Source organism: Clostridia bacterium, assembly GCA_026414765.1.
Taxonomy (GTDB): domain Bacteria; phylum Bacillota; class Clostridia; order Acetivibrionales; family DSM-27016; genus SKW86.
Genome location: JAOAIJ010000043.1, coordinates 277584 through 300416, shown reverse-complemented (window position 1 = coordinate 300416; position 22833 = coordinate 277584). Strand labels below are relative to the sequence as shown.

Below are 22833 nucleotides of genomic sequence, written 5' to 3'. Positions count from 1 at the left end.
TACTTAGAATAACCAATGTATTTTAACTTTCTGCTCTCCTGTTTTACTATCTTTCTCACCTATTTCAATAAACTCAATAAACTCTCCTACCATTGAATGGGTTAATTCTTTAAAATCTTTATATCTTCTGACTATCTGAACCCATTTATCAAAATTCATTGTCTTTTTGCTTAATTCTAATATTTGATTCTCAATTTCCGTTTTTCTTTTTCTTATTTTATCTTTTTCGTTAGAAAAATTACTGTTAAGTTCTCTAAATAAATCATCTAATATAATCCCCTTTACCTTATCTATATATAGATTATTTATGAATTGTGAATTCCGGTTTAGCTGCTTTTCAATGTTAGATATCTCATTTTTCAAGCCTTGGATTTTTCTATTAACGTTAGTTTCAGCCAAAATCCTATGCGCAATATTGTCTTCATCAAGATTATCATTTATATATTGCTTTAATCTTTCAGTTACTAAGTCATATAGTGTATCAAACCTTATTGCATGACTTGTACATAGCTTTTTATTCCCTGTAATAGCATACACTTTGCATCGTAGATAAGAATATAGCTTATTATTCCCTCTAAAAGTTGATACTTTATTCATTGTACTACCACAATCTGCACACCTGACCTTTGTTGCAAAAACATGTGCTTGCCCTTCCCCTGTACTTCGCTGCCGCTGGCTTATTCTTCTTTGAACTTCATGAAATGTTTTCTCATCTATTATTGCTTCGTGTGTATTTTCAGCCCTTATCCATTGTTCTTTGGAAGTTGATATTATTTTTTTAGATTTATAACTCACTTTTTCCCTTTTTCCTTGTACCATATTGCCAATATATATCTCATTTTTTAAAATACGCTTAACTGTTGTTTTATTCCAAAAGCTAAATCCGTTTTTCATATTGGAATTTTTAAAGTTGAGTCCTGCATTTTGCTTATATTTTGTCGGATTAAGATAACCCTTTTCATTTAGCATATAAGCAATATGCTGAGTACCATACCCTTCCAAATACCAGTTAAAAATCATCCTGACAACTACCGCAGCTTCTTCGTCAATAATAAGTTTATTTTTATTATTTGCTGCTTTCTTATATCCATAAGCAGCAAAAGAGCCTATAAACTGGCCCTCACTTCTTTTCAAATTAAATACCGCTCTTATATTTTCGGATATATCCTCACAGTACCATTCATTTGTTAATCCCATTATCTGCCGCTGTTTTTTATTACCTTTATTCTGTGTATCTGCATTGTCAGTCACTCCAATAAATCTAATACCCCATTCAAGAAATTTGTTATGGATATATTTTTCAACCAACTCCATATCCCTCGTAAACCTTGACTGACTTTTGCACAGGACAATATCAAACTTCTTTAATCTTGCATCACGAAGCATCTTGTTCCATTCAGGTCTATCACTATCAAGACCTGAAAAATCATCATCTGAATAAATCTTATAAATATCCCATCCTTTTTCAATAGCATACTTGTTAAGCATGTTTTTTTGGTTTTGAATACTTTCGGAATCATCCAAAGAATTGAGCTTATTTCTATCCTCATCGGATAAACGGCAATAAATTGCAACTTTACTCATTTAGCTATATCCCCCAATAAAAAGATATAACTGCCTATTTTATCCATAACGAATTTCATTAAAACAGGCAGATTCATTCAATGAGAATTTTAGAGACTGCATCGCTCCTGCAGTTCCATAATTTTAATTACATTAATAACTATATCTTCAAGTTTTTTTCTCCTTTCTTCATTTTCTTTAGATTTAAATACTTCTTCAAGAACGAATTTTGTTTCCATAAAAATAACCCCTCTATATTTTATGAGGGGCTGTTTTTGTCCTATTTCTATATTCCAAAAAAGGATTGAATTGCTAATATTTTTTAATATATATATTTTGTTATTGAAAGTTAAGCTTATACCTTCTTCTCTCAATTAAGCTTTTTTCTAAACCAATCTATTATCTCCGGGAATACCTCATCTAGGTAATCCTGTGTACAGTGTTCTGCATTTTCATAATATTTAAGAGTTTTTTCTCCCCTTGCCCACCTTATTACTTTATCTGCATGTAATTTTGGGGTGGGCATAACCTCATCTTTCCCTGCATGATACAATAGTAATGGTACACATAAGTTTGGATCACGTTCAATATCCCAGTCAAATTTATCTACCGCTTTATCAAGTGTTTCACATCCGGTCATATATGTAACTCCCCGCTGCCATAACGGATTAAGTCTCTTTAATCCTTTCAATCCACCGATAAATACAAGTCCGCTATTTCCAACTACACACTTTACCCGTTTGTCATGTGCTGCACACATTGGTGCTAAATACCCGCCCAGGCTAAAACCAATAAGGCCGATTCTATTCATATCAATTTCGTATATCTGATGTTTTTCAAACCAGTCAATTATTGCTGATACTGATTTATGATATTCTTTTATATCGAATTTCATATCCTTCCACATTTCTCCCTGACCTGGCCCATCAAATGTAAAATAGTTAAATCCATTCTGTTTGAATAAAGCCCCCTGTGAATTTCCTTCAGCCTCTTTAATATTATCCATACCGTTTATAAATATGATAAGTGGGCTGTCGGGCACTGCTGAGAGCCTCAGATATCCTGGAATTTTTACACCATTAAAGTCTATCTCGATTCTTATGGGCCTTTCTTTTTCATCATATAGGCTTAGTGCTCTTTGATAGCTTATTCTAGCTTTTTCCTGGGTTTTTTCCTTTTGTTTGCTATCAATAAAAAATAAATGCTGCCCTGTATGATAGCAGCCTACAGCTTCATGAAATAATGCTCGTGCTTTTAGACCATTCCCTTCAGCTAATGCTTCTTCAGCCTTTTTAAAAAGTGAATCACCTTCTTCATCCCATTGTTCACACCATTCAAACCAATTTGTTATTCTTGCTACTACCCTTCTCAATCTCCCATAATCTATTCCAAAAGATAAGAATCTTCCATACCATCTGTGATAGACTCTGTTCTCGCTGAAAACAAACTTGAATGCAAATTTCTCTTTTAAAGTTAGATCAACCATCTATTCTCCTCCCCACTCTGGATAACACTATTTTAGTCTGTCCATAAAGAAATCTGTAAACATAGTTATAGTCTCTGTTGCATGATTTGTAACACAATGATTGCCGTCTTTCCAAAGCCTTAATGTTTTATCAATAGATTTGGCTTCTTTGTATATTCTTTCAACTCCTTTAGAACTGAATAAGGGATCGGGTATGCCATGGTTTACCAAAAGTGAACACGTGATATTGTGTGCATAGCCTTCCATCGTCATATTGTTAATAAATTCCTCCAACTCAATGCCATTCTTGTTAATCATTGCAGAAAATACCATCCTGAAGTGAGGAATAAAATTAATTATCTCTTTTGGAAAATATGAGCCTCCATTTATGACACAAGCATGCAGCTTTTCGCTGGTTGCTGCAACCCTTGCAACCAAATATCCTCCGAAACTGTAGCCTATCATTCCTACTTTGCTGAACCTGTTATCACTTGATACATACTCAATAATTACATTCAAGGCTTCTTCGTTATTCAGTTGCATATACAGCTTGTTAAATAATCTTGTTTCACCTTGACCAGGTCCATCAATCATAAGATATGCAATGCCTCTTTCTGCATAATAATTGCTGTAATTGTGGTGTTCCTCACGCCAGCCGTCAGCTCCGCCGATTGAAATAACTATAGGAACCTTACCACACGTATTCAAAGGCATTCTTAGCCATCCAACCATTTTGCTGCCTTTATATGGTACTTCAATTCTTTCAATTTGCGGATTGAAGAGCTTTGCAGCTTCACTATAGCAATCTATGAGTTTTTTATACATGCCCAGCTTTTTGTCATTATCCGGAATAATTGTGTATTGTCCTACTCTGTAAGCAGCAACTGCATTAAGGTAAAAGGTTCTTGCAGTCATGAAGTGTTCCTTCTCTATTGCATTATCAGCTAAGTCTCTGGAACGGTCACCTAATTTTTCACAAATATCTGCATAGTCACCGCCATTTTCAAATTCATGCATGAGTACAATGAAATCGTTAATGTCAAGGCCATTAGAGATTGCTCTGTCAATAGGGAGAGTCCGAATTGTTGCATTAATTTCCTGTTTATTCAGGTTCATTACCATGCCCTCCTATTATAATATAGTACATTCGTACTAATTCTATATTTTATTTTAGTACACTTGTGCTAATCCGTCAAGTATGATATTCTACATATGGAAATATTATTTTGGAGGAATATGATGACTACCAAGAAGGTAATTTTGGAGAAGGCTATAGAATTATTTAATAAAAATGGGTATGCAACAGTCTCCATGCGTGATATTGCTGATGCAACCAATAAAAGTGTAGGTAATATAACCTACCACTACAAAAAAAAATCTGATTTACTCTGCTCTATTGTTGATCTTCAATATAAAGATTTTAAATCCTTGGATTTAAAATCGGACGTTGATGTAAACGGTCTAAATGAGCAATTGAAACTGATGCTTAACTTTCAAAAGAAATACTATTTTTATTTTAGCAATATGATTGAATTGAGAAAAAACTATCATGAGATATTAGAATTCCAATTAAAGGTAAGAAAAGAACTTACGCTGCATTTTATCAGGATCATTGAAAACTTTGAAAAAAAAGAAATATTCAGGGTATCCCAAAACAAAGAATTTCAAAATTGTTTGGCAAAAGGAATTGTATTATTGATGATGTCTTGGATACAACAAATTTCATTAGATGAAACAGCACAACATGAAGAACTTTTAAGTATTGTATGGGGCATACTGTATCCGAACCTTACCGAGAAAGGCATCAGTTTACTTAATCAAATTAAGTAAGCAGTTACTGAAGTTTATTGTACTTAAGAGACCACTACATGGGGAGCAGTACCATCAAGCAACGCTACTTTTATTGCAGGAATGACGACTCCGTCAAGGCTGTTATTATCGCTCGAACAATGCATGAATTCAACATCATATCCTCTGCAAAGCATTTCTTCTGCAATCTTTTTCATAAATGAAGATTTTCCTACCCCCGGACCACCCTTGATAACAATAATCCTGTTTGCCTCCTCCTGGCTCAAAATATAGTTATAGTAGCTGAAAAAGCCTTGAGAAGTATTTCCACCCGGAAATGCATGTTTGATATTCCCTCTTGCCATCATCAATCCCTCCATTGAGACGAATAATATATTGTATCATCTTTGATACTTGATATTCATTTTCATTTAGCAGCCTATTATCAAAATATGCATCTTCGAATTTTTTGTGAGTATATTTTTATTTATATTCATTTACCTTGATATGAAACTAATCTATATATACTTTATTTCAAGTAGTTTACAGGATTTACCAATTTCTATATCCTTGTAATCTCTTACCCCCTTCCACTTTTTATTTGTTTCACTTATAATACTAATGGAGGTTATAAAGCAATGGAACAAACTAAAATACAGCGGATAAATGAGCTTGCAAAAAAATCTAAAGCAACAGGCCTTACTCCTGAAGAAAAATCAGAACAACAGGCACTTAGACAGGAATACATCCAATATTTCAAAGGAAATCTCAAATCCACACTGGACAATGTAGTAATAGTGGACAAGGATGGTAACAAAAGGTATTTGAAGGAACGCAAGGATGATAAGAAAAGCAATTAATAAAAGCAAGCGGCAGTACGAGCTACACCCGTACTGCCGCTTGCTTTTATTAATCATTTTCTATGTTTTCAGAGACTTTGTCGTACTTTCCATGTTTTTCCTTAAATTTCTCGATCTTTTCTTTTTTCTTCTCTACTTGTTTTTTAGCATTTTCCCTGATTTTTTCTGCTGCTTTTTTATTTTTTTCTTCTATCTTTTTTGCAATTGCTTCTTTTTTATCTGCATGCTTCTTTGCCTGGCTTTCAAATTTTTCTATTTTTTTATCTAACTTTTCAATTTCCTTCTTTTTGTTATCTTCAATCTTTTTATCTGTTTTCAGCTGGTCTAAAATCTCTTCCTTATATTCCTCTATCTGTTCCTTTGCCTCTTCCATCTTTTCTTTATACTGTTCAGCTGAAAGTAGTTTTTCCTGCGCTGCCTTTATAGCGTTAAGATCCCCGGTTTTTTCTACTGCCTTTAATTCTTCCCTTGCCAATGTCACCTTTGATTTTGCCGCTTCAAAATTTTGCTTTGCAGTTGCAAAAGTCTGCACTGCCAGTGTTTTCTTCACTACATCAGTTACAGCAGTTTTCAGAGATTCCGCCGAATCCTGAGGAATAATACCTGTAGCTTTTATAACTATTTTATCGCCGTTTTCCTCTGTTATCTTTATCTCTTCAAGTACAGCTTTTACATCCTTATTATCTTGAGCTGCCTGTTCTATACGGTTATTAGCTTCTGCAATGGTTTTTGCATATATGTTCAGTACTTTTTCTACAAGCTTTACCTTGTTTTCTTCTGTCATTATTTTCGCTTCAGCCAGTCTTTCATTTGCAAAGCTTACAAGCAATTCTGCCTTGCCTTCGGGAGAAAATGTCAGAGCTACCTGAACGCTTTCTATGAGTCTTTCAAAAGGATATACCAGACTATCAGGTGTAACTCCTGCCTGCTGCGTATTGCCAACTGTTACTGCAGAAGTAGTGGTAGCTGAAGTAGTTACTGCTGACGGTGTTGCAATTGTATTTTCCGTAGTCTGTATAGCTGGTGCAGTAACAGCTGATGCGGTTGTGCTCGTTTCCGGTACCGGTGTTACATTTGTTGCCGGAGTACTGCTGTCAGTTACTGTAGTTGTTGTGTTTGCGAATGCTCCTGATGTTCCTGTTATTGTCACCATTACTGCAATTATCAAAGCTATGGATATCTTCTTCATAATATTCTCCTCCTGTACTTTGTCTGCTATAACTTTCATTTTAATAATTATGGGAATTGCAATAATATTCAATTTTAGTTTCAGAAAGCTTTCTGCTATATTATTCGGATTAGAATCGCTTTTTTTGGGGTGGCTGTTTCATAAAAGCTAAATAAATATCTGTGCTCTTCCTGATATCCTTATTTTATGCAGTTTCTATTATCGTTTCAGTATACTTGACTGATTTTTACAAATCATAATATTAATAATTCCTCTTGATAAAAAGGAGTGACTACTATGAATATAGATAAAAATAATTTTGACAGGGCTGTCGACAATTTTGATGAAAACTCTTCGCTTAGATTTTTTAGTCTCCCCTCTTCACCGCGGGTAGACGTTTATCAGACAAAATCCGATATCATTATAAAGGCTGAAATACCTGACACTTTAAGAGAAAATATCTCCGTGTATGCAAGCGATTATTCTATCAGACTTACCTGGCAGTCAGGGTCAGGCACTCTTCATAAGGATAACTATATTTACAGAACCGGCCGGTTTAGCAATAGCTTTACAAGGACAATCCCTCTGCCAATAAAAATCATATCAAACAAGACAAGGATAGAATACAAGGATGGTATTCTATCGATTACAGTACCCAAAACTGAACCTGTTATGGCAAAGGACTAAAAAAGCAATATATTTTATCTGGATTTATGGTATAATCAACTAAAAAAATCAGAGTCAATCGGAGGATATATGGCTAAAGCTTTTTTGGTCAAAGGAAAGGAAAAGAGAGTTGAATACGGACATCCCTGGATATTCAGAAGTGATATTGATTCTACAGATGGTGAATTCACCCCGGGAGATGTGGTTGATGTATACAGCAGCAGAAATAAATTTCTCGGAAGGGGTTATATAAATCCCAAATCACAGATTACTATAAGAATGCTCACATATGAACATGAAGAAGTCAATTATGATTTTCTGTATAAAAGAATTCAGACCGCATGGGATTATAGAAAAAAGGTAGCGGATGTTAACAGCTGCAGAGCTATTTTTGCAGAATCTGATTTCTTACCTGCTCTCATAGTAGACAAGTTTTCCGATTATCTCGTCATTCAAACCCTTGCACTTGGTATAGACCGTTATAAGGAGGAAATAGTTGCTATTCTTAATGATATAATCAAGCCTTCAGGCATATATGAAAGAAATGATGTACCGGTGAGAGAACTTGAAGGTCTTGAGCAGCGTAAAGGTTTTCTATCCGAGGAATTTGATACGAAGGTTCTGATGAATGAAAACGGTGTGAAATTTCTGGTAGATGTTGAAGGAGGACAGAAGACAGGCTTTTTCCTGGATCAGAAAGAAAACCGGGCAGCTATAGCTCCACTGGTTAAGAATGCAAAGGTTCTGGACTGCTTCAGCCATACAGGTTCTTTTGCACTGCACGCAGCATACTATGGTGCAAGAAATGTACTTGGAATCGACATATCCGAACATGCAGTAGAATGTGCTACCCATAACGCAAAAATTAACGGCCTGGAAGAGAATTGCCGCTTTGAAGCTGCAAATACCTTTGACAAACTCAGAGAGTATTATGATAACAACGAAAAATTTGACACCATAATACTTGATCCCCCTGCCTTCACTAAAACAAGAAATGCTGTGGAAGGTGCCGTAAGAGGCTATAAGGAGATTAATCTGAGAGCAATGAAAATAATAAACAGCGGTGGTTTTCTGGTAACATGCTCTTGCTCCCACCATGTAAATCCTGAGTTATTCATGGATATAGTCTACAGTGCCGCTATAGATGCTAAAAGAAAGGTTAGGCTTATAGAATACCGTTCTCAGGCAAAAGATCACCCTGTACTTCTTGCTTCGGAAGAAACTGAATACTTAAAGTGTGCAATATTGCAAATAGTATAAATTCAAACAGAAAAGGGTTCAAAACCCTTTTTCTTTATTTTTTAGTAACTATTTATTTATTATCTCATGCTATAATAAGAATATGAAATAAATATTTCTTTATTAAATAAAAGTATGAATAAAAGCAATAATAGAATCAATACTATTGAAAGGGTTAAAGGGTTTTGCTATGAAAAGGAAAAAGCTCTGGTCCTGCATAATACTTTCAATATTCCTATTATTAGCCATAGGATGTGTTTTGGATTCTTCAGGATTTTTTAGTTCCTACCTTAGCAAATATGAAGAATCGAAACTAAAAGAGGAATTAAAAAGTATCAATACTGTAAAAACAGAAAATACAAAACCTGCTTCTTCTCCATCAGCTCTACAAAAACCTGATACTAATACAGGTGCGTCTGCAAATCCTTCTACTTCCAAATCGGATAAATTTGCAGAAGATAAAGACGTTTCAGAAATAAATCTTCTATCAAGTCAATCAATAGTATCAGTAATACAATCGGATAAAAAAAATGCTCAAGACCTCACTTATGAAGATATCAGAATAATGGTAAGGGATGCTGTCAGTCTTGCCGGAGGTTTTAAAGATATCATCAAAGACGGTCAGGTAGTAGTCTTAAAGCCTAATCTCGTCCAGATACACAGTGATATTACAGGCAAGAGATTTGTCAGGGAGGTAAACGGAATAACAACTGACTGGAGAGTTGCAAAGGCTGTTGCAGAACTTGTAAGGGAGTATAATCCTACAGGGAAAGTATATATAATGGAAGGTTCTGCTGGCGACAGAACCAGAGAAGCGTATGAATATTTAAATTACACCCATGAGATGATATCCGGCATAGACGGGTTCATTGCACTGGAAGAAAGCAGCGGCGCATGGCAGGAATTTGCCTCACCATACCTTGTAAGGGTTGATTTACCCAGCGGACTTCTTCACAAAAGCTATTATCTGAATAAGCTGTATAAGGAAGCTGATATTCTGATAAGTATTCCGTGTCTTAAAAACAACTCGGGAACAGTAGTTACCGGCGGAATAAAAAACGTCAGTATAGGTGCCACTCCTGCCAACATCTACGGATTGTCCCCTAAAAGCCTAAGCAGAACGGCAATGGTTTCCCACAGTTTTTCAAAAAGTGACCTGCACAGGTGGATTCACGATTATTATTTATGTAAACCTGTAGATTTTGTTATCATGGATGGCCTCCAAGGCTTTCAAAACGGTCCTGCTCCTTATAAACGCGATAGTGAAGTAAACGATATAATGAATATGAGATTGATTATAGCTGGTAAGGATGCAGTTGCAGTAGATACAGTTGAAGCACTGGTAACAGGTTGGGATCCCTTGTCTGCAAAATACCTCCGGTATTTGAATGCCAGTTCAATGGGGAATATTGACACTAAAAAGATAACTGTACTTGGTAAGTACGTAGATGTAGTAAGAAAATTCTTTAAAACCAAGTATAAGAATTCGGGAGGATCAGCGATTAAAGATACAACCCCTCCAGATATGGAAATAAAAAAATTTTCAGTACTTGATAACAAACTGTGCCTGGAAATTTTCACAGGAAGAGAATCCATAAAATCAGAAGTATATATAGATGATAAGCTGGAAGCAATAATAACAGATTATGGCCAGGCCTCTCTGAATAAAGACATAAGCATGCTTGACAATGGCAGTCATATGCTAAGAATTATCACATACGACCGCTACTTAAATCACAATGAGAAAAATACATCATTTATAAAGTGAAAAATCCATAGAATCCAAAGGTGCTTATACATTTTTTTATTTTATCTGTTTATTCGTGCAACTTTTTCCAGAATTTCCCGTGAAATCTTCAAATGTTCCTCACAGCCTAAAACCTGCTCAGGGTCCAGCCCGCTCTCTATATTATCCAGTATGCCCCACTTTTGTTTTATCTTGAGTATCCGCTTCACAGACTCGTTAAGCCTTTCTTCTGTGATCCTCCCATTTTTTACAGCACTCAGCATTCCCTTGTATGCTTCCTCAATGGACAATGGCATCAGAAGTATATCTGTACCTGCCTCAAATGCCAGGATTGATGCTTCAGCCGGACCCCATCTTTCTGAGATAGCTCCCATTTCGAGTGCGTCAGTTATTATCAAACCCTCAAATTTCATATCATTTCTTAGCAGATCAGTCAGAATTTCTTTTGAAAGAGTTGCAGGCATTTCACTTTTTATTATCTTAGGCAGCTGTATATGAGCAGTCATTATAGCTTGAATTCCATTTTCTATTCCAACTTTAAAAGGATATAGCTCAATCCTGTCCAATCTCTCCCTGTCATGTTCTATGATAACTGCCCCTGTATGAGTATCAGTTGAAGTATCACCATGTCCGGGAAAATGCTTCAGTACAGCTATCACATTTTGCTTCTGCATACCTTGAACTTCGGCCTTGATCATTTCCGCTACAACTTCAGGATTATCCCCGAATGCTCTATTTCCTATTACAGGGTTTTCAGGATTGGTATTTACATCGGCTACAGGAGCAAAATTCATATTGAATCCAATGGAGAATATTTCCCTTGCAATCAAAGCACCTGCTTTCTCTGCCAGTTCCCTGTCACCTGCCCTGCCTATTACTGCACTATCCGGTAGTCTGGTAGAATGCATTAACGGTTTTTTGCCAAGTCTGCTGGTAGCCCCGCCCTCTTCGTCCACTGCCATGAACAAAGGAATTTTGCTTGCAGCTTTTACATCAGCAATCAGCTTTTTGGTTTGAGGGATAGTCGTAATATTTTCTGCAAAAAGTATTACGCCTCCCAAATGGTTATCCTTTATCCTTTTCATTACATCTTGATTCATTTCAATAATTTGCGGATACCGTTCAAAGTTACGGAGAGACATGATAAATATCTGTCCTACTTTTTCCTCAAGTGTCATATTTTCAAACAGCTTTTCTGCTATATCGGTATTACGCGGTAATATAGCATTACTGCTGCTCTCCTTCTTATTTCCATCTTCCTGTGCAATACTTGTATCATTATCAGCAATTCCCTTATTATTTGAACTGCAACCTGCGAAGAGGAAAAATGTCATAATCACTGATAAAAAAATAGTTGTTCCCTGTCTCATTAGCAACTCCTTATTTTTCTTTGATAATTATATTATGCCATTTATTGATATTTTCTCATAGTGAAAATTTATAGATATTTTTGGCTGTTTTATTTTATATAAAAAATCCAGATAATAAGTTAAGCTAGTTTATTCTATTTTTTCGTTTGCAGGAGTAAAGAATGGATCGTTACCGGTTAACAAGAAAAATAGCTGTTTTAGGAATAGGTACAAATGTTTTTCTGCTATCTATAAAGCTTGCTATAGGGTTTATCAGCAAAAGTCAGGCAATGATAGCTGACGGTTTTAACAGTGCCGGAGACGTTTTTGCCTCAACAATGACGTATACAGGTAATAAGATAGCAAGCCGTCCTGAAGATAAAAATCATCCCTTCGGACATGGAAAGGCCGAATATATTTTTTCAATGATCGTTAGCTTTTCACTGCTGCTTGTTGCCTATAAAATATTTATGAATTCCCTGAGTTCAATAATTAACCGTGCTCAGCTGGTATTTTCATGGTGGTTAGTCGCTGTTGCTTCTATTACCATAATACTTAAACTCATATTGTTTTTATATACACGCAGTGCAGGCAAAAGTCATGACAGTCTGCTTATACTTGCAAATTCCGAAGATCATAGGAATGATGTATTTGTAACCGCATCAACACTTATAGGGATCTTCATGAGTCAGGCTGGCATATACTGGTTTGATGGTATAATAGGTATCTTCATTTCTCTTTGGATAGCGTTTACAGGAGTAAGGATTTTCTATGGCGCATATAAAGTACTGATGGATACAAACTTTGATGAAACATACAGGGATGACATATACAAAGCTATAGAATCTATTGATGGAGTGGATCATATCGACAACATAAGTGCAAAGCCGGTTGGAATAGGTTTCATAGTTATTGCCAAAGTATCGGTCAACGGCACATTGTCAGTAAATGAAGGTCATAGTATAGCAGCCCGTATTAAGGAAAAGGTAAAAACCTGCAAGAACATAAAGGATGTTATAGTTCATATAAATCCAGCATAAAAACAAAATATAATTCAAACAAGTAGAAGAGGTATAAATAATGAAAGATACATTCGAAAAAACTTATGGTTTTGTTATGAAATATATGATGGCTGCTGCAAATCCATTTAAAAAAATCATAATTCAAACTGAATGTGAAATTCACAAATTTATAAATTTACAGGCACTGGAAATCATAAAAAATGATAACTACATCGATGCGTACAGTTTTTTTAGCGACTATATTCCCCAACTGAATGAAGGAGTAACATGGGCTGACCAGAACTTTAAAAGTTCAGGTCATTTCTACAGCCCTTCCAAAAATAAGGGGCTATACGGTAATAATAATGCTTTGTCCCTGGCTTTGGATTACTATGGCAAAGCGTTGCGATATTGGTATGAAGGTGACGCAAACACCTCTACATTTTACCTTGGTGCAGCAGTACACCTTGTTCAGGATATGACTGTTCCCCAGCACGCCAATATCCGTCTTCTGGATAACCACAGGCAGTATGAAAATTTCATTAAAAGAACATATCTCAGCACTCCCGAATTTGCTGTTTTCAAAGGAGGCTACTATATTGAAAATATTGAAGAAGCAGTTAAGTGTAATGCACGTAATGCTATAAAGATATACTCTAAACTTAAAGAAATACAAGAGAATGAAAAAAGGTACTATACCATTACCAAATTCACTCTTCCTCTTGCCCAAAAAACGACTGCAGGGTGTTTTATAAGATACTATAAAGATATTTTCAAACACGCTGATTAATCCTTTGTAATCAGCCAAAGCTTTATCATAAATGAAAAAAGCCAATACATTATTTCACCTATATTATTATTTTTATCATATGTCTGTTCATTTCAACAAAAAGTGTCCCAGACGTAAACATCACCATCGGGACACTTTTTAGGGGGTCAAAATGTATTTTGTGAGGCATTAATAATTATTTACATATTTCAAATTAATATACGCATTTTTTATTTGTTTGCAAAAAAAAACTACATACCGGCTTCACGCCGTACGTAGCTGTAATACAATTCTATTTCTATAGTGCCTTTACTTTTGGAATCATTAAGGTGTAGCCTTCACTCAAGTTAACTATCCGGTTATACCTTACCTCATATTCTATATGGTCATTATCCGGAAAAGTAACGTAAGCGTGTCCTACCATTTCTTCCTTATGTTTTTCAATCTTTACTTTAAACTGATCTTCATCTACTACTCTGTAAATTCCCTCGTAATAAAATCTATGGTTATATTCTTTTATAATATCAAAAATTATTTTTTCGTAAGGATCTGCCTGTCGAAGCATATAAACCCCCTGATGATAATTAGTTTGATTTATTAATGTTTATTATTCTTGGAATATTTCGTCAAATAATAGAGTTAATAAATAATCCCTTTTTTTACAATAATTATATCATAGTTTTTATTTGCATCAACAAGATTTCATTTATATTGTCAAGTATTTTTATGCAGTCTCTATAGACGCTGCATCTTGAAGGTTCAGTTCTTCTATAGCCATCTCCCTTAACTTGTACTTCTGAATCTTTCCGCTTGCAGTCATTGGAAAAGTGTCAATAAACTTAACATATTTAGGTACTTTATGACGCGCCATATTACCTTTTACAAAAGCCTTTACTTCGTCTTCTGTCAACACTTCTCCCTCTTTAAGGATAATATAAGCCATAACCTCTTCACCGTATTCCTTGCTGGGAACACCGATTACCTGGACATCCTTCACTTTAGGATGGGTGTAGAGAAATTCTTCTATTTCCTTAGGATAGATGTTTTCTCCACCCCTTATAATCATATCCTTGATACGTCCGGTTATTTTAAAATATCCGTTTTCATCCATAGTTGCAAGATCACCTGTATGGAGCCAGCCTTCACTGTCTATAGCTTGTGCTGTTGCTTCTCCCATTTTGTAATAGCCTTTCATTACATTATAGCCCCTTGCCACAAACTCACCTGCGACACCATGAGGAACTTCTTCGTTTGTTTCAGGATTGATGATTTTTGCTTCAACAAAAGGAAGTGCTCTTCCCACTGTCGCAACCCTCAAGTCTATACTGTCATCCACTCTTGTCTGTGTGCAAACAGGAGAAGCTTCCGTTTGCCCATAAGCTATTGTTATTTCACTCATATTCATCATATCCACTACCTGCTTCATTACCTTGATAGGACATGGTGAACCTGCCATTATACCCGTTCTGAGACTTGAGAAATCAAACCTGTTGAATTCTGGATGCTCAAGCATGGCAATAAACATTGTAGGCACTCCGTGTACTGCAGTACACTTCTCAGTCTGAATTGCCTCCATAACCTTGAGCGGCTGATAATACTCTATCGGGACCATAGTTGTCCCATGAGTTACACAAGCCATAATACCAAGCACACACCCAAAGCAGTGGAAAAACGGCACAGGTATGCATAGCTTGTCTTCGCTGGTAAGATTCATGCAGTCACCAATACACATACCATTATTTACTATATTGTAATGGGTAAGCATGACTCCCTTGGGGAAGCCTGTAGTACCTGATGTATACTGCATGTTTATAACATCATGGATATCAAGGCTGGACTGTCTTGTTTTCAGTTCTTCGTCGCTTATTGTGTCGGCAAGCTTGTACAGTTCATCCCAGTTGAACATGCCTGGGTGATTTTTATCCCCTACATAAATAACATTTTTCAAGAAAGGAAGATTGGATGAATTGAGTTTTCCGGGTTCAATATTCTTCAGTTCTGGACACAACTCATTAATGATATCGACATAGTTGCAATCTTTAAAACCTTCTATGAGAATAAGTGTACTGGAATCCGATTGTCTTAAAAGGTATTCTGCCTCAAAAATCTTATAGTTCGTATTTACTGTAACCAACACTGCTCCGATTTTCGCAGTTGCAAACATTGCCAGCAGCCACTCCGGATAATTAGTAGCCCATACTGCAACATGGTCGCCCTTTTTTACTCCCATTGCAATAAAGCCCTTTGCTACTACATTACATAAATCTCTGAATTCGGAGTATGTTTTTCTAAAAGGTCTGTCAGTGTATAGAACTGCATCATGGTCCGGATACCTGTCAGCCATCTGATCTAGTAAATCACCTACAGTAATTTTTATTAACTCCTTCATTGCAATCCCCCAATTTACAAAATAGATTAATTTTTATAAAGTTTATTTATTAATTTAATTAACAAATTACAAACACTTAAGCATTACTAAATAAAAAAGCCTCTCATCTCCTGTAAAAAGAGACGAAAGGTTTATATCCTCCGCGGTACCACTCTGTTTGACACAGTATATGCTGTGTCCTCTCGAATTCTGTTAACGGTAGATTCCGTCCGAACTACTTGCAGCTGCACCCGCCTTAAGACAGATGTGCATCAGCTTTCAGTCGAAAACTCCAGGGTGAGCTTCATCAAGTCATTCATTGCCTTACACCAACCGGCAACTCTCTTGAGAAATCCTTTGATTACTTATCCCCTTCATAGCCTTATTACTTATAAAAATAAGCCAGGACATTTCAGACGCAACTGCCCTTGGCCTATCGCCTATTATTCAATATATTACTATGCAACTATATTTGGTGTCAATAAAATGTTTTAAGAATTATACAATTTTTATTTCAACATCAATAAACGTGTTATTTCATAAGCATATTAGCAATATTGATTATTACCGGACCAATCAGTACGGAAAAAATAGTCGGAAAAATGAAAAGTATCATGGGAATCAACATCTTTACCGGGGCCTTCATGGCTTTTTCCTGTGCCCTCTGTCTCCTTTTCTGTCTCATTTGCTCTGACTGTATTCTCAGTACATTACCTATACTGACCCCTAGTTGATCCGCCTGGATTATTGAACTTATAAATGTCGTAAGATCCTGTACCCCAACCCTTTCAGCCATATCTCTTAGTGCATCCCTTTTCTGCTTTCCCACCTTGATTTCCTGCAGCACTCCGCCAAATTCTGTTGCAAGAGGACCGGGCATTTTCTCAATTACTCTAGCTAGGGCACCATCAAACCCCAGTCCTGCTTCTACACTTACCGTAAGCAAATCCAATATGTCGGGAAGTGAATTCCGTATACTCTTTTGCCTGTCAGCAACTTTTTTGTTTAGTATAAGATTTGGAAGGATCAAACCAAGAGAAATTTCTACCATTATCAGAAACAAAATACTTCTTACTTCCATATCTCTGTAATAACCCAGTGCAATTGACAGCAAGGGAAGGCATAATATGATTACAACCTGAAAGTTGATCCAGTCTTTTACAGTTAGATTAAATGGATTTCCTGCCATTATCACCTTTTTATCAAAGGCATTTACAAACTCTTTGGGAGTTATTTTAAGTATGGTCTTGCTTATATCATCCAGTACAGGTTTTATTATACGGATGAACAGAGGCTGGTTTAGCTCACTGTCATTACTCTTCATATCCTCTTTGGATATCTTCTCCAGTCTGATCCCAATCGTATTTTTATTTCTGAAAAGTGTTTTGATGACTGTATAAAAAACGAAGTAAACTGTCATAAATGTCATTGTAACTGTCAAAAACAGAAGCATAGAATCATCCCCCAAAATGCTAATATTTGATTATCATCTGCCTATACATCAATTTTTACAATCTGAGTTATGAAATAAATGCCTATAAGCTCCATAAATATTGAAAATACCAGTATTCCCAAGCCTATAGGGTTATTGAACAGCATCCCCACATGCTGAGGATTTACTACAAAAAGTATCAGTCCGAGCGCCGGAGGTAATAATGATATTATGATCCCGGACATTCTTCCCTGAGCGGTAACCGTTCTTATTTCACCCTTTATTTTGATTCTCTCCCTGATCGTAGTTGATATGTTGTCCAGGACTTCCGACAGATTTCCACCGACCTGTCTTTGAATCAATACAGCTGTCACAACAAGTTCCAGATCATCACTGTCGACACGGGCTACCAGATTTTCCAATGCCTTTTCCGTTGTCGTACCCAGGTTTACCTCTTTTTGCATTAATAAAAATTCATCAGAAATAGGGCCGTTCATTTCCTTCGCTACTGTATCAACTGCTTGAAAAAAACTGTAACCTGCTTTCAGCGAATTGGATATCAGTGTAATAGCATCACAAAGCTGATCATTGAGTTGTTTTAACCTTCTCTTTATTTTTGACTTTAAAAAAAACGTGGGGAGCAACCACCCAATCATACCTGCCCCCACGGAAAGGAGAATGGCTCTATTAAATGCTTCTTTACTTGTTATGAGAAAAGTAACAAGGGCTGCAGCGGTGAAAAAAAACAAGCATACTGTAATGTATTCTTCAGGTTTGAGAAGTATATGAGCTCTAGTCAGCTTCATCTGTATATTCTTTTTATACCCATCCAGGAAACGCGCATTTCCTATTTTCTTTGAGATAATACCAAATCCGATTTTAAGCTCCTTATTACTGCTTTTCTTCTTTTCTTCCCTTAATTCCTCCATGTTAATATATTTTTTTATCCTGTTTATAGAGTTCTTTTTTACTGCCAGAACCTTAAGAATAGGAAATAAAAACATTATTACTGTAATAAATGTAGCTACTGCAATCAATTGCAACATAGCAATACCTCCTGTTTTTACGGAATAAACAAATCCTGTGGTATCCCGATGCCTGCTCTTTCAAACTTGTCAAGAAACCTGGGTTTTATTCCTGTAGGTACGATTTCTCCCGTTATCTTCCCCTTCTCATCCTTTCCTGTCTGCCTGAAAATGAATAAATCCTGAAGGGTTATTACTTCACCTTCCATGCCCAGTACTTCAGTAATATGTGTTATTCTCCTGCTTCCGTCCCTTAATCTGGACTGCTGCACTATCAGGTCAACAGCAGATGCTATCTGCTCCCTTATAGCTCTGACAGGCAGATCCATTCCCGCCATAAGCACCATTGTTTCTAGCCTTGCGAGCATATCTCTTGGGGTATTGGCATGTCCGGTAGTCAGAGAGCCGTCATGGCCTGTATTCATAGCCTGAAGCATATCAAGAGCCTCTCCGCTCCTTACCTCACCTACTACAATCCTGTCAGGACGCATACGGAGCGAGTTTCTTACCAGATCTCTTATTGTGACTGCACCTTTTCCCTCTATATTGGCAGGACGCGTTTCAAGTTTTACTATGTGCTCCTGCCTGAGCTGCAGTTCGGCTGCATCCTCTATAGTAACTATCCTTTCATCTTCAGGGATAAAGGATGAAATGACATTCAGAGTTGTTGTCTTACCGCTGCCGGTACCTCCCGAAACTACTATGTTAAGTCTTGCTTCTACACAAGCTTTCAGAAACATAGCCAGATTTGGAGTTATTGTCCCGAAGTTTATCAGGTCTTTTACAGTATAAGGCTTATCAGAAAATTTTCTTATCGTAATAGTTGGTCCGTTCAATGCCAATGGAGGAATGATTATGTTTACGCGCGAACCGTTTGGAAGTCTCGCGTCGACCATAGGAGAACTCTCATCGATTCTCCTGCCTAGAGGAGCAACAATTTTTTCAATAACATGCATCACATGCTGATCATCCTTAAAATTTACATCGCTTAAAACCAGCTTTCCCTTCTTTTCAACATATACCATATCAGGTCCGTTTACCATTATTTCAGATACCGCGGGGTCTTGAATCAAAGGATTTATCGGACCAAACCCAATAGTCTCATCTATTATTTCAGAGATGATCTTTTGCCTTTCAGCCTTTGAAATGTACGTTCCCTCTTCATTCAATACATTTTCAACAATAGCTGTGATTTCCTGTTCAAGTTCTTCTTCTCCATTTTCCTGATCTATTGATTTTAGTGTATCAGCTTTTATTTCATCTATGATTTTTATATGAATCTTTTCCTTTATATCCTGGAAAGGATCTTCCTTTTGAAGTGATTGTACCTTTTTCACCTTCTGGCTTTTATTTTCACTGGTTTCCGTGATTCTTTCCTTTTGCAGCCTTTCCATAAGCGACATGACAAACACCCCCGTCAAAGTCCCAGCATTTTATAGTCCGAATATCTTCTTGAATATACTGCCATCCTTTTCTGAAATTTCTTTTTCATTTATTATTTCTCCGGCCATTGTGGTTATTGCTTTAGCTACCTTTGTTTCTGTTCTTGTCATTACGAAAGGAAATCCTTTATTGGCTGATGTTATGACAGTCTGGCTGTCTTCTGGTATAAGCGACCAGATAGGATGCTTAATTGTATTTTCAAAATCCTTGTATTTTATACCATATTGCTCAGACGCCTTATTCAATATAACTTTTATTTTATCCTTGGGGTAATGCAGGGAATCCATTACGTCCAGACCGGATTTTATGTTCTTAATAGTTGGAAGGTCCAATGTTGAGATCATCAGTATCCTATCAGACATGTCAAGAGACGCAAGTACAGTTTCGTGGAAGCTTGCAGAGGTATCGATCACTATGTAATGATTACTTGCCTTTAAGGTATTGATTATCTTTTCTATATGCATCGCTGTTATGTACTCTGCATACTCAGGTTTGACAGGTGCTGCAAGTACCCGCACCCCAGAAAAGTGTGTTACCAGGTATTCATCCATCAGATCTTCATCTAGCTGGTTAATTTCCTTAATAAGGTCACTGATAGTATTTTTTACCGATACATTAAGCATAATTGCCACATCACCAAATTGCAGGTCCAGATCTACTAAAGCAACTTTCTTTTTTGTTGCTCTAGCCAGACTTACTGCCAGATTTGAGGCTATCGTAGTTTTTCCTACTCCGCCTTTAGTACTGAATACCGTTATGACTTTTGACTTTACTACCTCTATATCCTTTTGCACAACAGTATGCTCTCTTCTCTTGTGTTCAATTTCATAAGTTTTAATAATTGTCCTCACCAGATCGTCACCAGAAAAAGGCTTGTTCAGAAAATCTCTTGCACCTGCCGTCATAGCCTTTCTCATGTACTCATTTTCCCCTTGCACAGACATAATAATAACCGTTGTTTCAGGCACATTCAGAGAGATTTCTTCTGTGGCCCTTATACCATCCATTACCGGCATGTTTATATCCATAAGAACTATATCAGGCCTTGCTTCCTGTGTTATAAATACGGCTTCCTCCCCATTTTCCGCTTCTCCGATGACCTCTATCCGCTTTTCAAAGGATAACAGGGCCTTAATATTATTTCTTGTTTCTTCTGTATCATCTACAATAACTATTTTAATCTTTTCCATACCATTCTCCCCCTTAACCATCCATCGTCTGCGGGTTTATTTATGTTTATTGTTTGGCAGCTCCCTGCATCAATGCTTTATTTGGCATAATATCTTTCTTTATAACGCCTTCCGGATTCGACTGTCTTTTATCTTCTGCATTTCTTAAGGCAAGCCTTATCCTACCAAATTCCGCTGCATATATTACTTTCTCTGCATCAGAGGGTGATACAGCAAGTGTCACAGTTTTGGGAAGCTCTTCCTTTTTTTCCTCTGAAACTGTCATTTCCTGTCCTAAAGCAAGGATTTGGACATTTTGTACAATAGTCCTTGTTACTTTTATAGTTCCTTCATCCTTGTCGAACTCAAAGCTTGCTACTACATCAACCATATCATCAGGCTTGATAAGATTTGCAACCTGTATTTCTTCCGTAACTGCTATACTTACCGCTCTTTTTCCATCAGGGACATTGTAGGCAAGGTTCAGCATCTTATCTTCTACCAATCTATCTCTTAAAATCTGCTCGCCTTCTATTATTCTGTCTTTTATTCTCTTTCCGATAATATCTGCCTTATTCAATACAGCGCTGACATTTACAAGTTCTCTGGTTACCTTTGCCTCCTTCAGATCATCTTCCTGTACTTTATATTTTGCAGGCATGGTTTTAGCTGCAACATAAACTTTGGTATATTCGACAGTTTCCGGCTTTGTAGTAGCCTTCTTTACGTACGTATAAACTAAAAATGAAGTAACCAGAGCCATAATCAATGCTAAAAATATTACTTTCTTATTTACAGATTCCATAAGTATCCCCCTTAAGAAACTGGTAATAACTAATCAATGGACAATCCTTATACCCGTAAGGCCAAAATCTTCTATACCATCACTGGTACTTCCCTTTATTGTTTTCCTCAAGAAAGTTCCTCTTAACTTTATATAGCCTTTATATTCTTCAAAGCCCTTAATAAAAAAAGCAGTAAAGCCTTTTATTTCCATAGTACTTTCTCCCGACAGTCCAAACTTATCTACTACCGGCAAAATCACTATCATTTTTTCATTTATTGTACTACCGGAATAATTTTTTTTTGTATCTCCGTATATTTCAAAAAATGTCTTAAATCCCTCCTTTGTGCTATTGTATATGTTATCCTTTAAGGCATACACACCGTCTCCTACCTGTAGTGATTTCCTATAACCGTACACAATATTTGCTTTTAAACTGCGTTTTCCCAGATCTATAGGAATTATTGAAACAATATTTTCGTCCGATTTCTTATTAGAAAGGACATATTCCTTCCCATATATAAACTTCTGCCTTGTTATAGCAAAAGGTCTTATTCCTACTACCGAACAGACATTTGATACTCTTGCGGTGCATTTTGCTTTTATCTGTTTTTCTTTAAATCCTATTAATTGCAAAAAGATGTATCCAAAAGGTTTTTCGAGCTTTACAGTCAATTCTTTTGAATTGCCGGATATATTTATATCAAGCTCGTTCAATTCACTGATGGTTTTTACTGCATATTTCCTAATCATATTTTCAGCATTACTTCTATCGGTAATCAATAACTCTGCACCGTATCTGGCTGATTTTTCCGCACCCTTCTTGAGCCTGAAATTTTCAACAGCAGCATAGGCTATGTCAGCGATTACCGCGGATCCCAATATTACTATAAGCGTAGTACATATTATGATTATCGGGGTGCTCCCTTTATTATTTATAAAGCATTTTACACTCAATTTTTCTTTACCCATACCGATCATCCTTTGTACCTGTAGA

Annotated in this window: 22 protein-coding genes and 1 other annotated feature; of the genes, 7 read left to right on the top strand and 15 right to left on the bottom strand. The window is 36.4% G+C overall.

Translation table 11 applies throughout. The features are described from left to right. Positions 1–3 precede the first annotated feature (3 nt). The 4 genes from N3I35_17620 to N3I35_17605 all read right to left on the bottom strand — a co-directional run bounded on the left by N3I35_17620 (position 4) and on the right by N3I35_17605 (position 4144). Positions 4–1584, bottom strand: coding sequence for a recombinase family protein (locus N3I35_17620; protein ID MCX8131902.1), 1581 nt, complete (start codon positions 1582–1584; stop codon positions 4–6). Positions 1585–1673: 89 nt separating this feature from the next. Next, positions 1674–1802 (bottom strand): hypothetical protein, encoded by a 129-nt coding sequence (locus tag N3I35_17615; protein ID MCX8131901.1) that lies wholly within the window; start codon positions 1800–1802, stop codon positions 1674–1676. A gap of 131 nt (positions 1803–1933) precedes the next feature. Next, positions 1934–3049 carry a prolyl oligopeptidase family serine peptidase gene (locus N3I35_17610; protein MCX8131900.1) on the bottom strand — a complete coding sequence of 372 codons (1116 nt, stop codon included), beginning with the start codon at positions 3047–3049 and terminating at the stop codon, positions 1934–1936. Positions 3050–3076: 27 nt separating this feature from the next. After that, complete coding sequence (locus N3I35_17605) at positions 3077–4144, bottom strand: alpha/beta hydrolase (GenBank protein ID MCX8131899.1); 1068 nt, start codon at positions 4142–4144, stop codon at positions 3077–3079. Between the two features lie 123 nt (positions 4145–4267). On the opposite strand from N3I35_17605, the gene N3I35_17600 reads away from it, so the two are divergent. After that, positions 4268–4858, top strand: coding sequence for a TetR/AcrR family transcriptional regulator (locus N3I35_17600; GenBank protein MCX8131898.1), 591 nt, complete (start codon positions 4268–4270; stop codon positions 4856–4858). Between the two features lie 23 nt (positions 4859–4881). Here the strand turns inward: N3I35_17600 and N3I35_17595 are convergent, their stop codons facing one another. Further along, the gene (locus N3I35_17595; GenBank protein MCX8131897.1) at positions 4882–5184 is read right to left on the bottom strand and encodes an ATPase; all 303 of its coding nucleotides are present in this window, start codon (positions 5182–5184) and stop codon (positions 4882–4884) included. Positions 5185–5454: 270 nt separating this feature from the next. Here N3I35_17595 and N3I35_17590 point away from each other — a divergent pair, with 270 nt between their 5' ends. Then, a complete protein-coding gene (locus N3I35_17590) occupies positions 5455–5676 on the top strand; it encodes a DUF896 domain-containing protein (GenBank protein MCX8131896.1) in 222 nt (73 codons plus the stop codon). Positions 5677–5725: 49 nt separating this feature from the next. Here the strand turns inward: N3I35_17590 and N3I35_17585 are convergent, their stop codons facing one another. Further along, positions 5726–6865, bottom strand: a complete 1140-nt coding sequence (locus N3I35_17585; GenBank protein MCX8131895.1) for a DUF5667 domain-containing protein — start codon at positions 6863–6865, stop codon at positions 5726–5728. 276 nt (positions 6866–7141) lie between these two features. On the opposite strand from N3I35_17585, the gene N3I35_17580 reads away from it, so the two are divergent. The 3 genes from N3I35_17580 (at position 7142) to N3I35_17570 (ending at position 10517) form a co-directional block, all read left to right on the top strand. After that, positions 7142–7531 (top strand): Hsp20/alpha crystallin family protein, encoded by a 390-nt coding sequence (locus N3I35_17580; protein ID MCX8131894.1) that lies wholly within the window; start codon positions 7142–7144, stop codon positions 7529–7531. 69 nt (positions 7532–7600) lie between these two features. After that, complete coding sequence (locus N3I35_17575; protein ID MCX8131893.1) at positions 7601–8770, top strand: class I SAM-dependent rRNA methyltransferase; 1170 nt, start codon at positions 7601–7603, stop codon at positions 8768–8770. 169 nt (positions 8771–8939) lie between these two features. After that, positions 8940–10517, top strand: coding sequence for a DUF362 domain-containing protein (locus N3I35_17570; protein ID MCX8131892.1), 1578 nt, complete (start codon positions 8940–8942; stop codon positions 10515–10517). A gap of 41 nt (positions 10518–10558) precedes the next feature. Here N3I35_17570 and N3I35_17565 read toward each other — a convergent pair whose 3' ends face one another. After that, positions 10559–11866 carry a glycoside hydrolase family 3 protein gene (locus N3I35_17565; GenBank protein ID MCX8131891.1) on the bottom strand — a complete coding sequence of 436 codons (1308 nt, stop codon included), beginning with the start codon at positions 11864–11866 and terminating at the stop codon, positions 10559–10561. Between the two features lie 161 nt (positions 11867–12027). Between N3I35_17565 and N3I35_17560 the strand changes: the two genes are divergently transcribed. Together N3I35_17560 and N3I35_17555 are read left to right on the top strand one after the other, a co-directional pair. Continuing rightward, on the top strand, positions 12028–12885 hold the full coding sequence (locus N3I35_17560) for a cation diffusion facilitator family transporter (protein MCX8131890.1): 858 nt from the start codon (positions 12028–12030) through the stop codon (positions 12883–12885). A gap of 40 nt (positions 12886–12925) precedes the next feature. After that, entirely contained in the window at positions 12926–13636 is a 711-nt protein-coding gene (locus N3I35_17555; GenBank protein ID MCX8131889.1) for a zinc dependent phospholipase C family protein, read from the top strand. A 277-nt stretch (positions 13637–13913) separates the two neighbouring features. Here N3I35_17555 and N3I35_17550 read toward each other — a convergent pair whose 3' ends face one another. The 8 genes from N3I35_17550 to N3I35_17515 all read right to left on the bottom strand — a co-directional run bounded on the left by N3I35_17550 (position 13914) and on the right by N3I35_17515 (position 22808). Further along, a complete protein-coding gene (locus N3I35_17550) occupies positions 13914–14180 on the bottom strand; it encodes a hypothetical protein (GenBank protein MCX8131888.1) in 267 nt (88 codons plus the stop codon). 159 nt (positions 14181–14339) lie between these two features. Further along, complete coding sequence (locus tag N3I35_17545; GenBank protein MCX8131887.1) at positions 14340–16004, bottom strand: AMP-binding protein; 1665 nt, start codon at positions 16002–16004, stop codon at positions 14340–14342. Between the two features lie 115 nt (positions 16005–16119). Continuing rightward, positions 16120–16370, bottom strand: a binding site (T-box leader). Positions 16371–16515: 145 nt separating this feature from the next. After that, on the bottom strand, positions 16516–17436 hold the full coding sequence (locus N3I35_17540; GenBank protein MCX8131886.1) for a type II secretion system F family protein: 921 nt from the start codon (positions 17434–17436) through the stop codon (positions 16516–16518). Positions 17437–17477: 41 nt separating this feature from the next. Beyond that, positions 17478–18461 carry a type II secretion system F family protein gene (locus tag N3I35_17535; protein ID MCX8131885.1) on the bottom strand — a complete coding sequence of 328 codons (984 nt, stop codon included), beginning with the start codon at positions 18459–18461 and terminating at the stop codon, positions 17478–17480. A gap of 17 nt (positions 18462–18478) precedes the next feature. Then, the gene (locus N3I35_17530; protein MCX8131884.1) at positions 18479–19843 is read right to left on the bottom strand and encodes a CpaF family protein; all 1365 of its coding nucleotides are present in this window, start codon (positions 19841–19843) and stop codon (positions 18479–18481) included. Positions 19844–19873: 30 nt separating this feature from the next. Continuing rightward, a complete protein-coding gene (locus N3I35_17525; protein MCX8131883.1) occupies positions 19874–21073 on the bottom strand; it encodes a response regulator in 1200 nt (399 codons plus the stop codon). A gap of 46 nt (positions 21074–21119) precedes the next feature. Continuing rightward, entirely contained in the window at positions 21120–21857 is a 738-nt protein-coding gene (gene cpaB, locus N3I35_17520) for a Flp pilus assembly protein CpaB (protein ID MCX8131882.1), read from the bottom strand. Between the two features lie 33 nt (positions 21858–21890). Continuing rightward, a complete protein-coding gene (locus N3I35_17515; protein MCX8131881.1) occupies positions 21891–22808 on the bottom strand; it encodes a hypothetical protein in 918 nt (305 codons plus the stop codon). Positions 22809–22833: the final 25 nt, after the last annotated feature.

Coding starts and splice junctions, on each gene's coding strand:
- N3I35_17620 (MCX8131902.1), bottom strand. CDS start 1,584: ATGAGTAAAGTTGCAATTTATTGCCGTTTATCCGATGAGGATAGAAAT.
- N3I35_17615 (MCX8131901.1), bottom strand. CDS start 1,802: ATGGAAACAAAATTCGTTCTTGAAGAAGTATTTAAATCTAAAGAAAAT.
- N3I35_17610 (MCX8131900.1), bottom strand. CDS start 3,049: ATGGTTGATCTAACTTTAAAAGAGAAATTTGCATTCAAGTTTGTTTTC.
- N3I35_17605 (MCX8131899.1), bottom strand. CDS start 4,144: ATGAACCTGAATAAACAGGAAATTAATGCAACAATTCGGACTCTCCCT.
- N3I35_17600 (MCX8131898.1), top strand. CDS start 4,268: ATGACTACCAAGAAGGTAATTTTGGAGAAGGCTATAGAATTATTTAAT.
- N3I35_17595 (MCX8131897.1), bottom strand. CDS start 5,184: ATGATGGCAAGAGGGAATATCAAACATGCATTTCCGGGTGGAAATACT.
- N3I35_17590 (MCX8131896.1), top strand. CDS start 5,455: ATGGAACAAACTAAAATACAGCGGATAAATGAGCTTGCAAAAAAATCT.
- N3I35_17585 (MCX8131895.1), bottom strand. CDS start 6,865: ATGAAGAAGATATCCATAGCTTTGATAATTGCAGTAATGGTGACAATA.
- N3I35_17580 (MCX8131894.1), top strand. CDS start 7,142: ATGAATATAGATAAAAATAATTTTGACAGGGCTGTCGACAATTTTGAT.
- N3I35_17575 (MCX8131893.1), top strand. CDS start 7,601: ATGGCTAAAGCTTTTTTGGTCAAAGGAAAGGAAAAGAGAGTTGAATAC.
- N3I35_17570 (MCX8131892.1), top strand. CDS start 8,940: ATGAAAAGGAAAAAGCTCTGGTCCTGCATAATACTTTCAATATTCCTA.
- N3I35_17565 (MCX8131891.1), bottom strand. CDS start 11,866: ATGAGACAGGGAACAACTATTTTTTTATCAGTGATTATGACATTTTTC.
- N3I35_17560 (MCX8131890.1), top strand. CDS start 12,028: ATGGATCGTTACCGGTTAACAAGAAAAATAGCTGTTTTAGGAATAGGT.
- N3I35_17555 (MCX8131889.1), top strand. CDS start 12,926: ATGAAAGATACATTCGAAAAAACTTATGGTTTTGTTATGAAATATATG.
- N3I35_17550 (MCX8131888.1), bottom strand. CDS start 14,180: ATGCTTCGACAGGCAGATCCTTACGAAAAAATAATTTTTGATATTATA.
- N3I35_17545 (MCX8131887.1), bottom strand. CDS start 16,004: ATGAAGGAGTTAATAAAAATTACTGTAGGTGATTTACTAGATCAGATG.
- N3I35_17540 (MCX8131886.1), bottom strand. CDS start 17,436: ATGCTTCTGTTTTTGACAGTTACAATGACATTTATGACAGTTTACTTC.
- N3I35_17535 (MCX8131885.1), bottom strand. CDS start 18,461: ATGTTGCAATTGATTGCAGTAGCTACATTTATTACAGTAATAATGTTT.
- N3I35_17530 (MCX8131884.1), bottom strand. CDS start 19,843: ATGTCGCTTATGGAAAGGCTGCAAAAGGAAAGAATCACGGAAACCAGT.
- N3I35_17525 (MCX8131883.1), bottom strand. CDS start 21,073: ATGGAAAAGATTAAAATAGTTATTGTAGATGATACAGAAGAAACAAGA.
- cpaB (MCX8131882.1), bottom strand. CDS start 21,857: ATGGAATCTGTAAATAAGAAAGTAATATTTTTAGCATTGATTATGGCT.
- N3I35_17515 (MCX8131881.1), bottom strand. CDS start 22,808: ATGGGTAAAGAAAAATTGAGTGTAAAATGCTTTATAAATAATAAAGGG.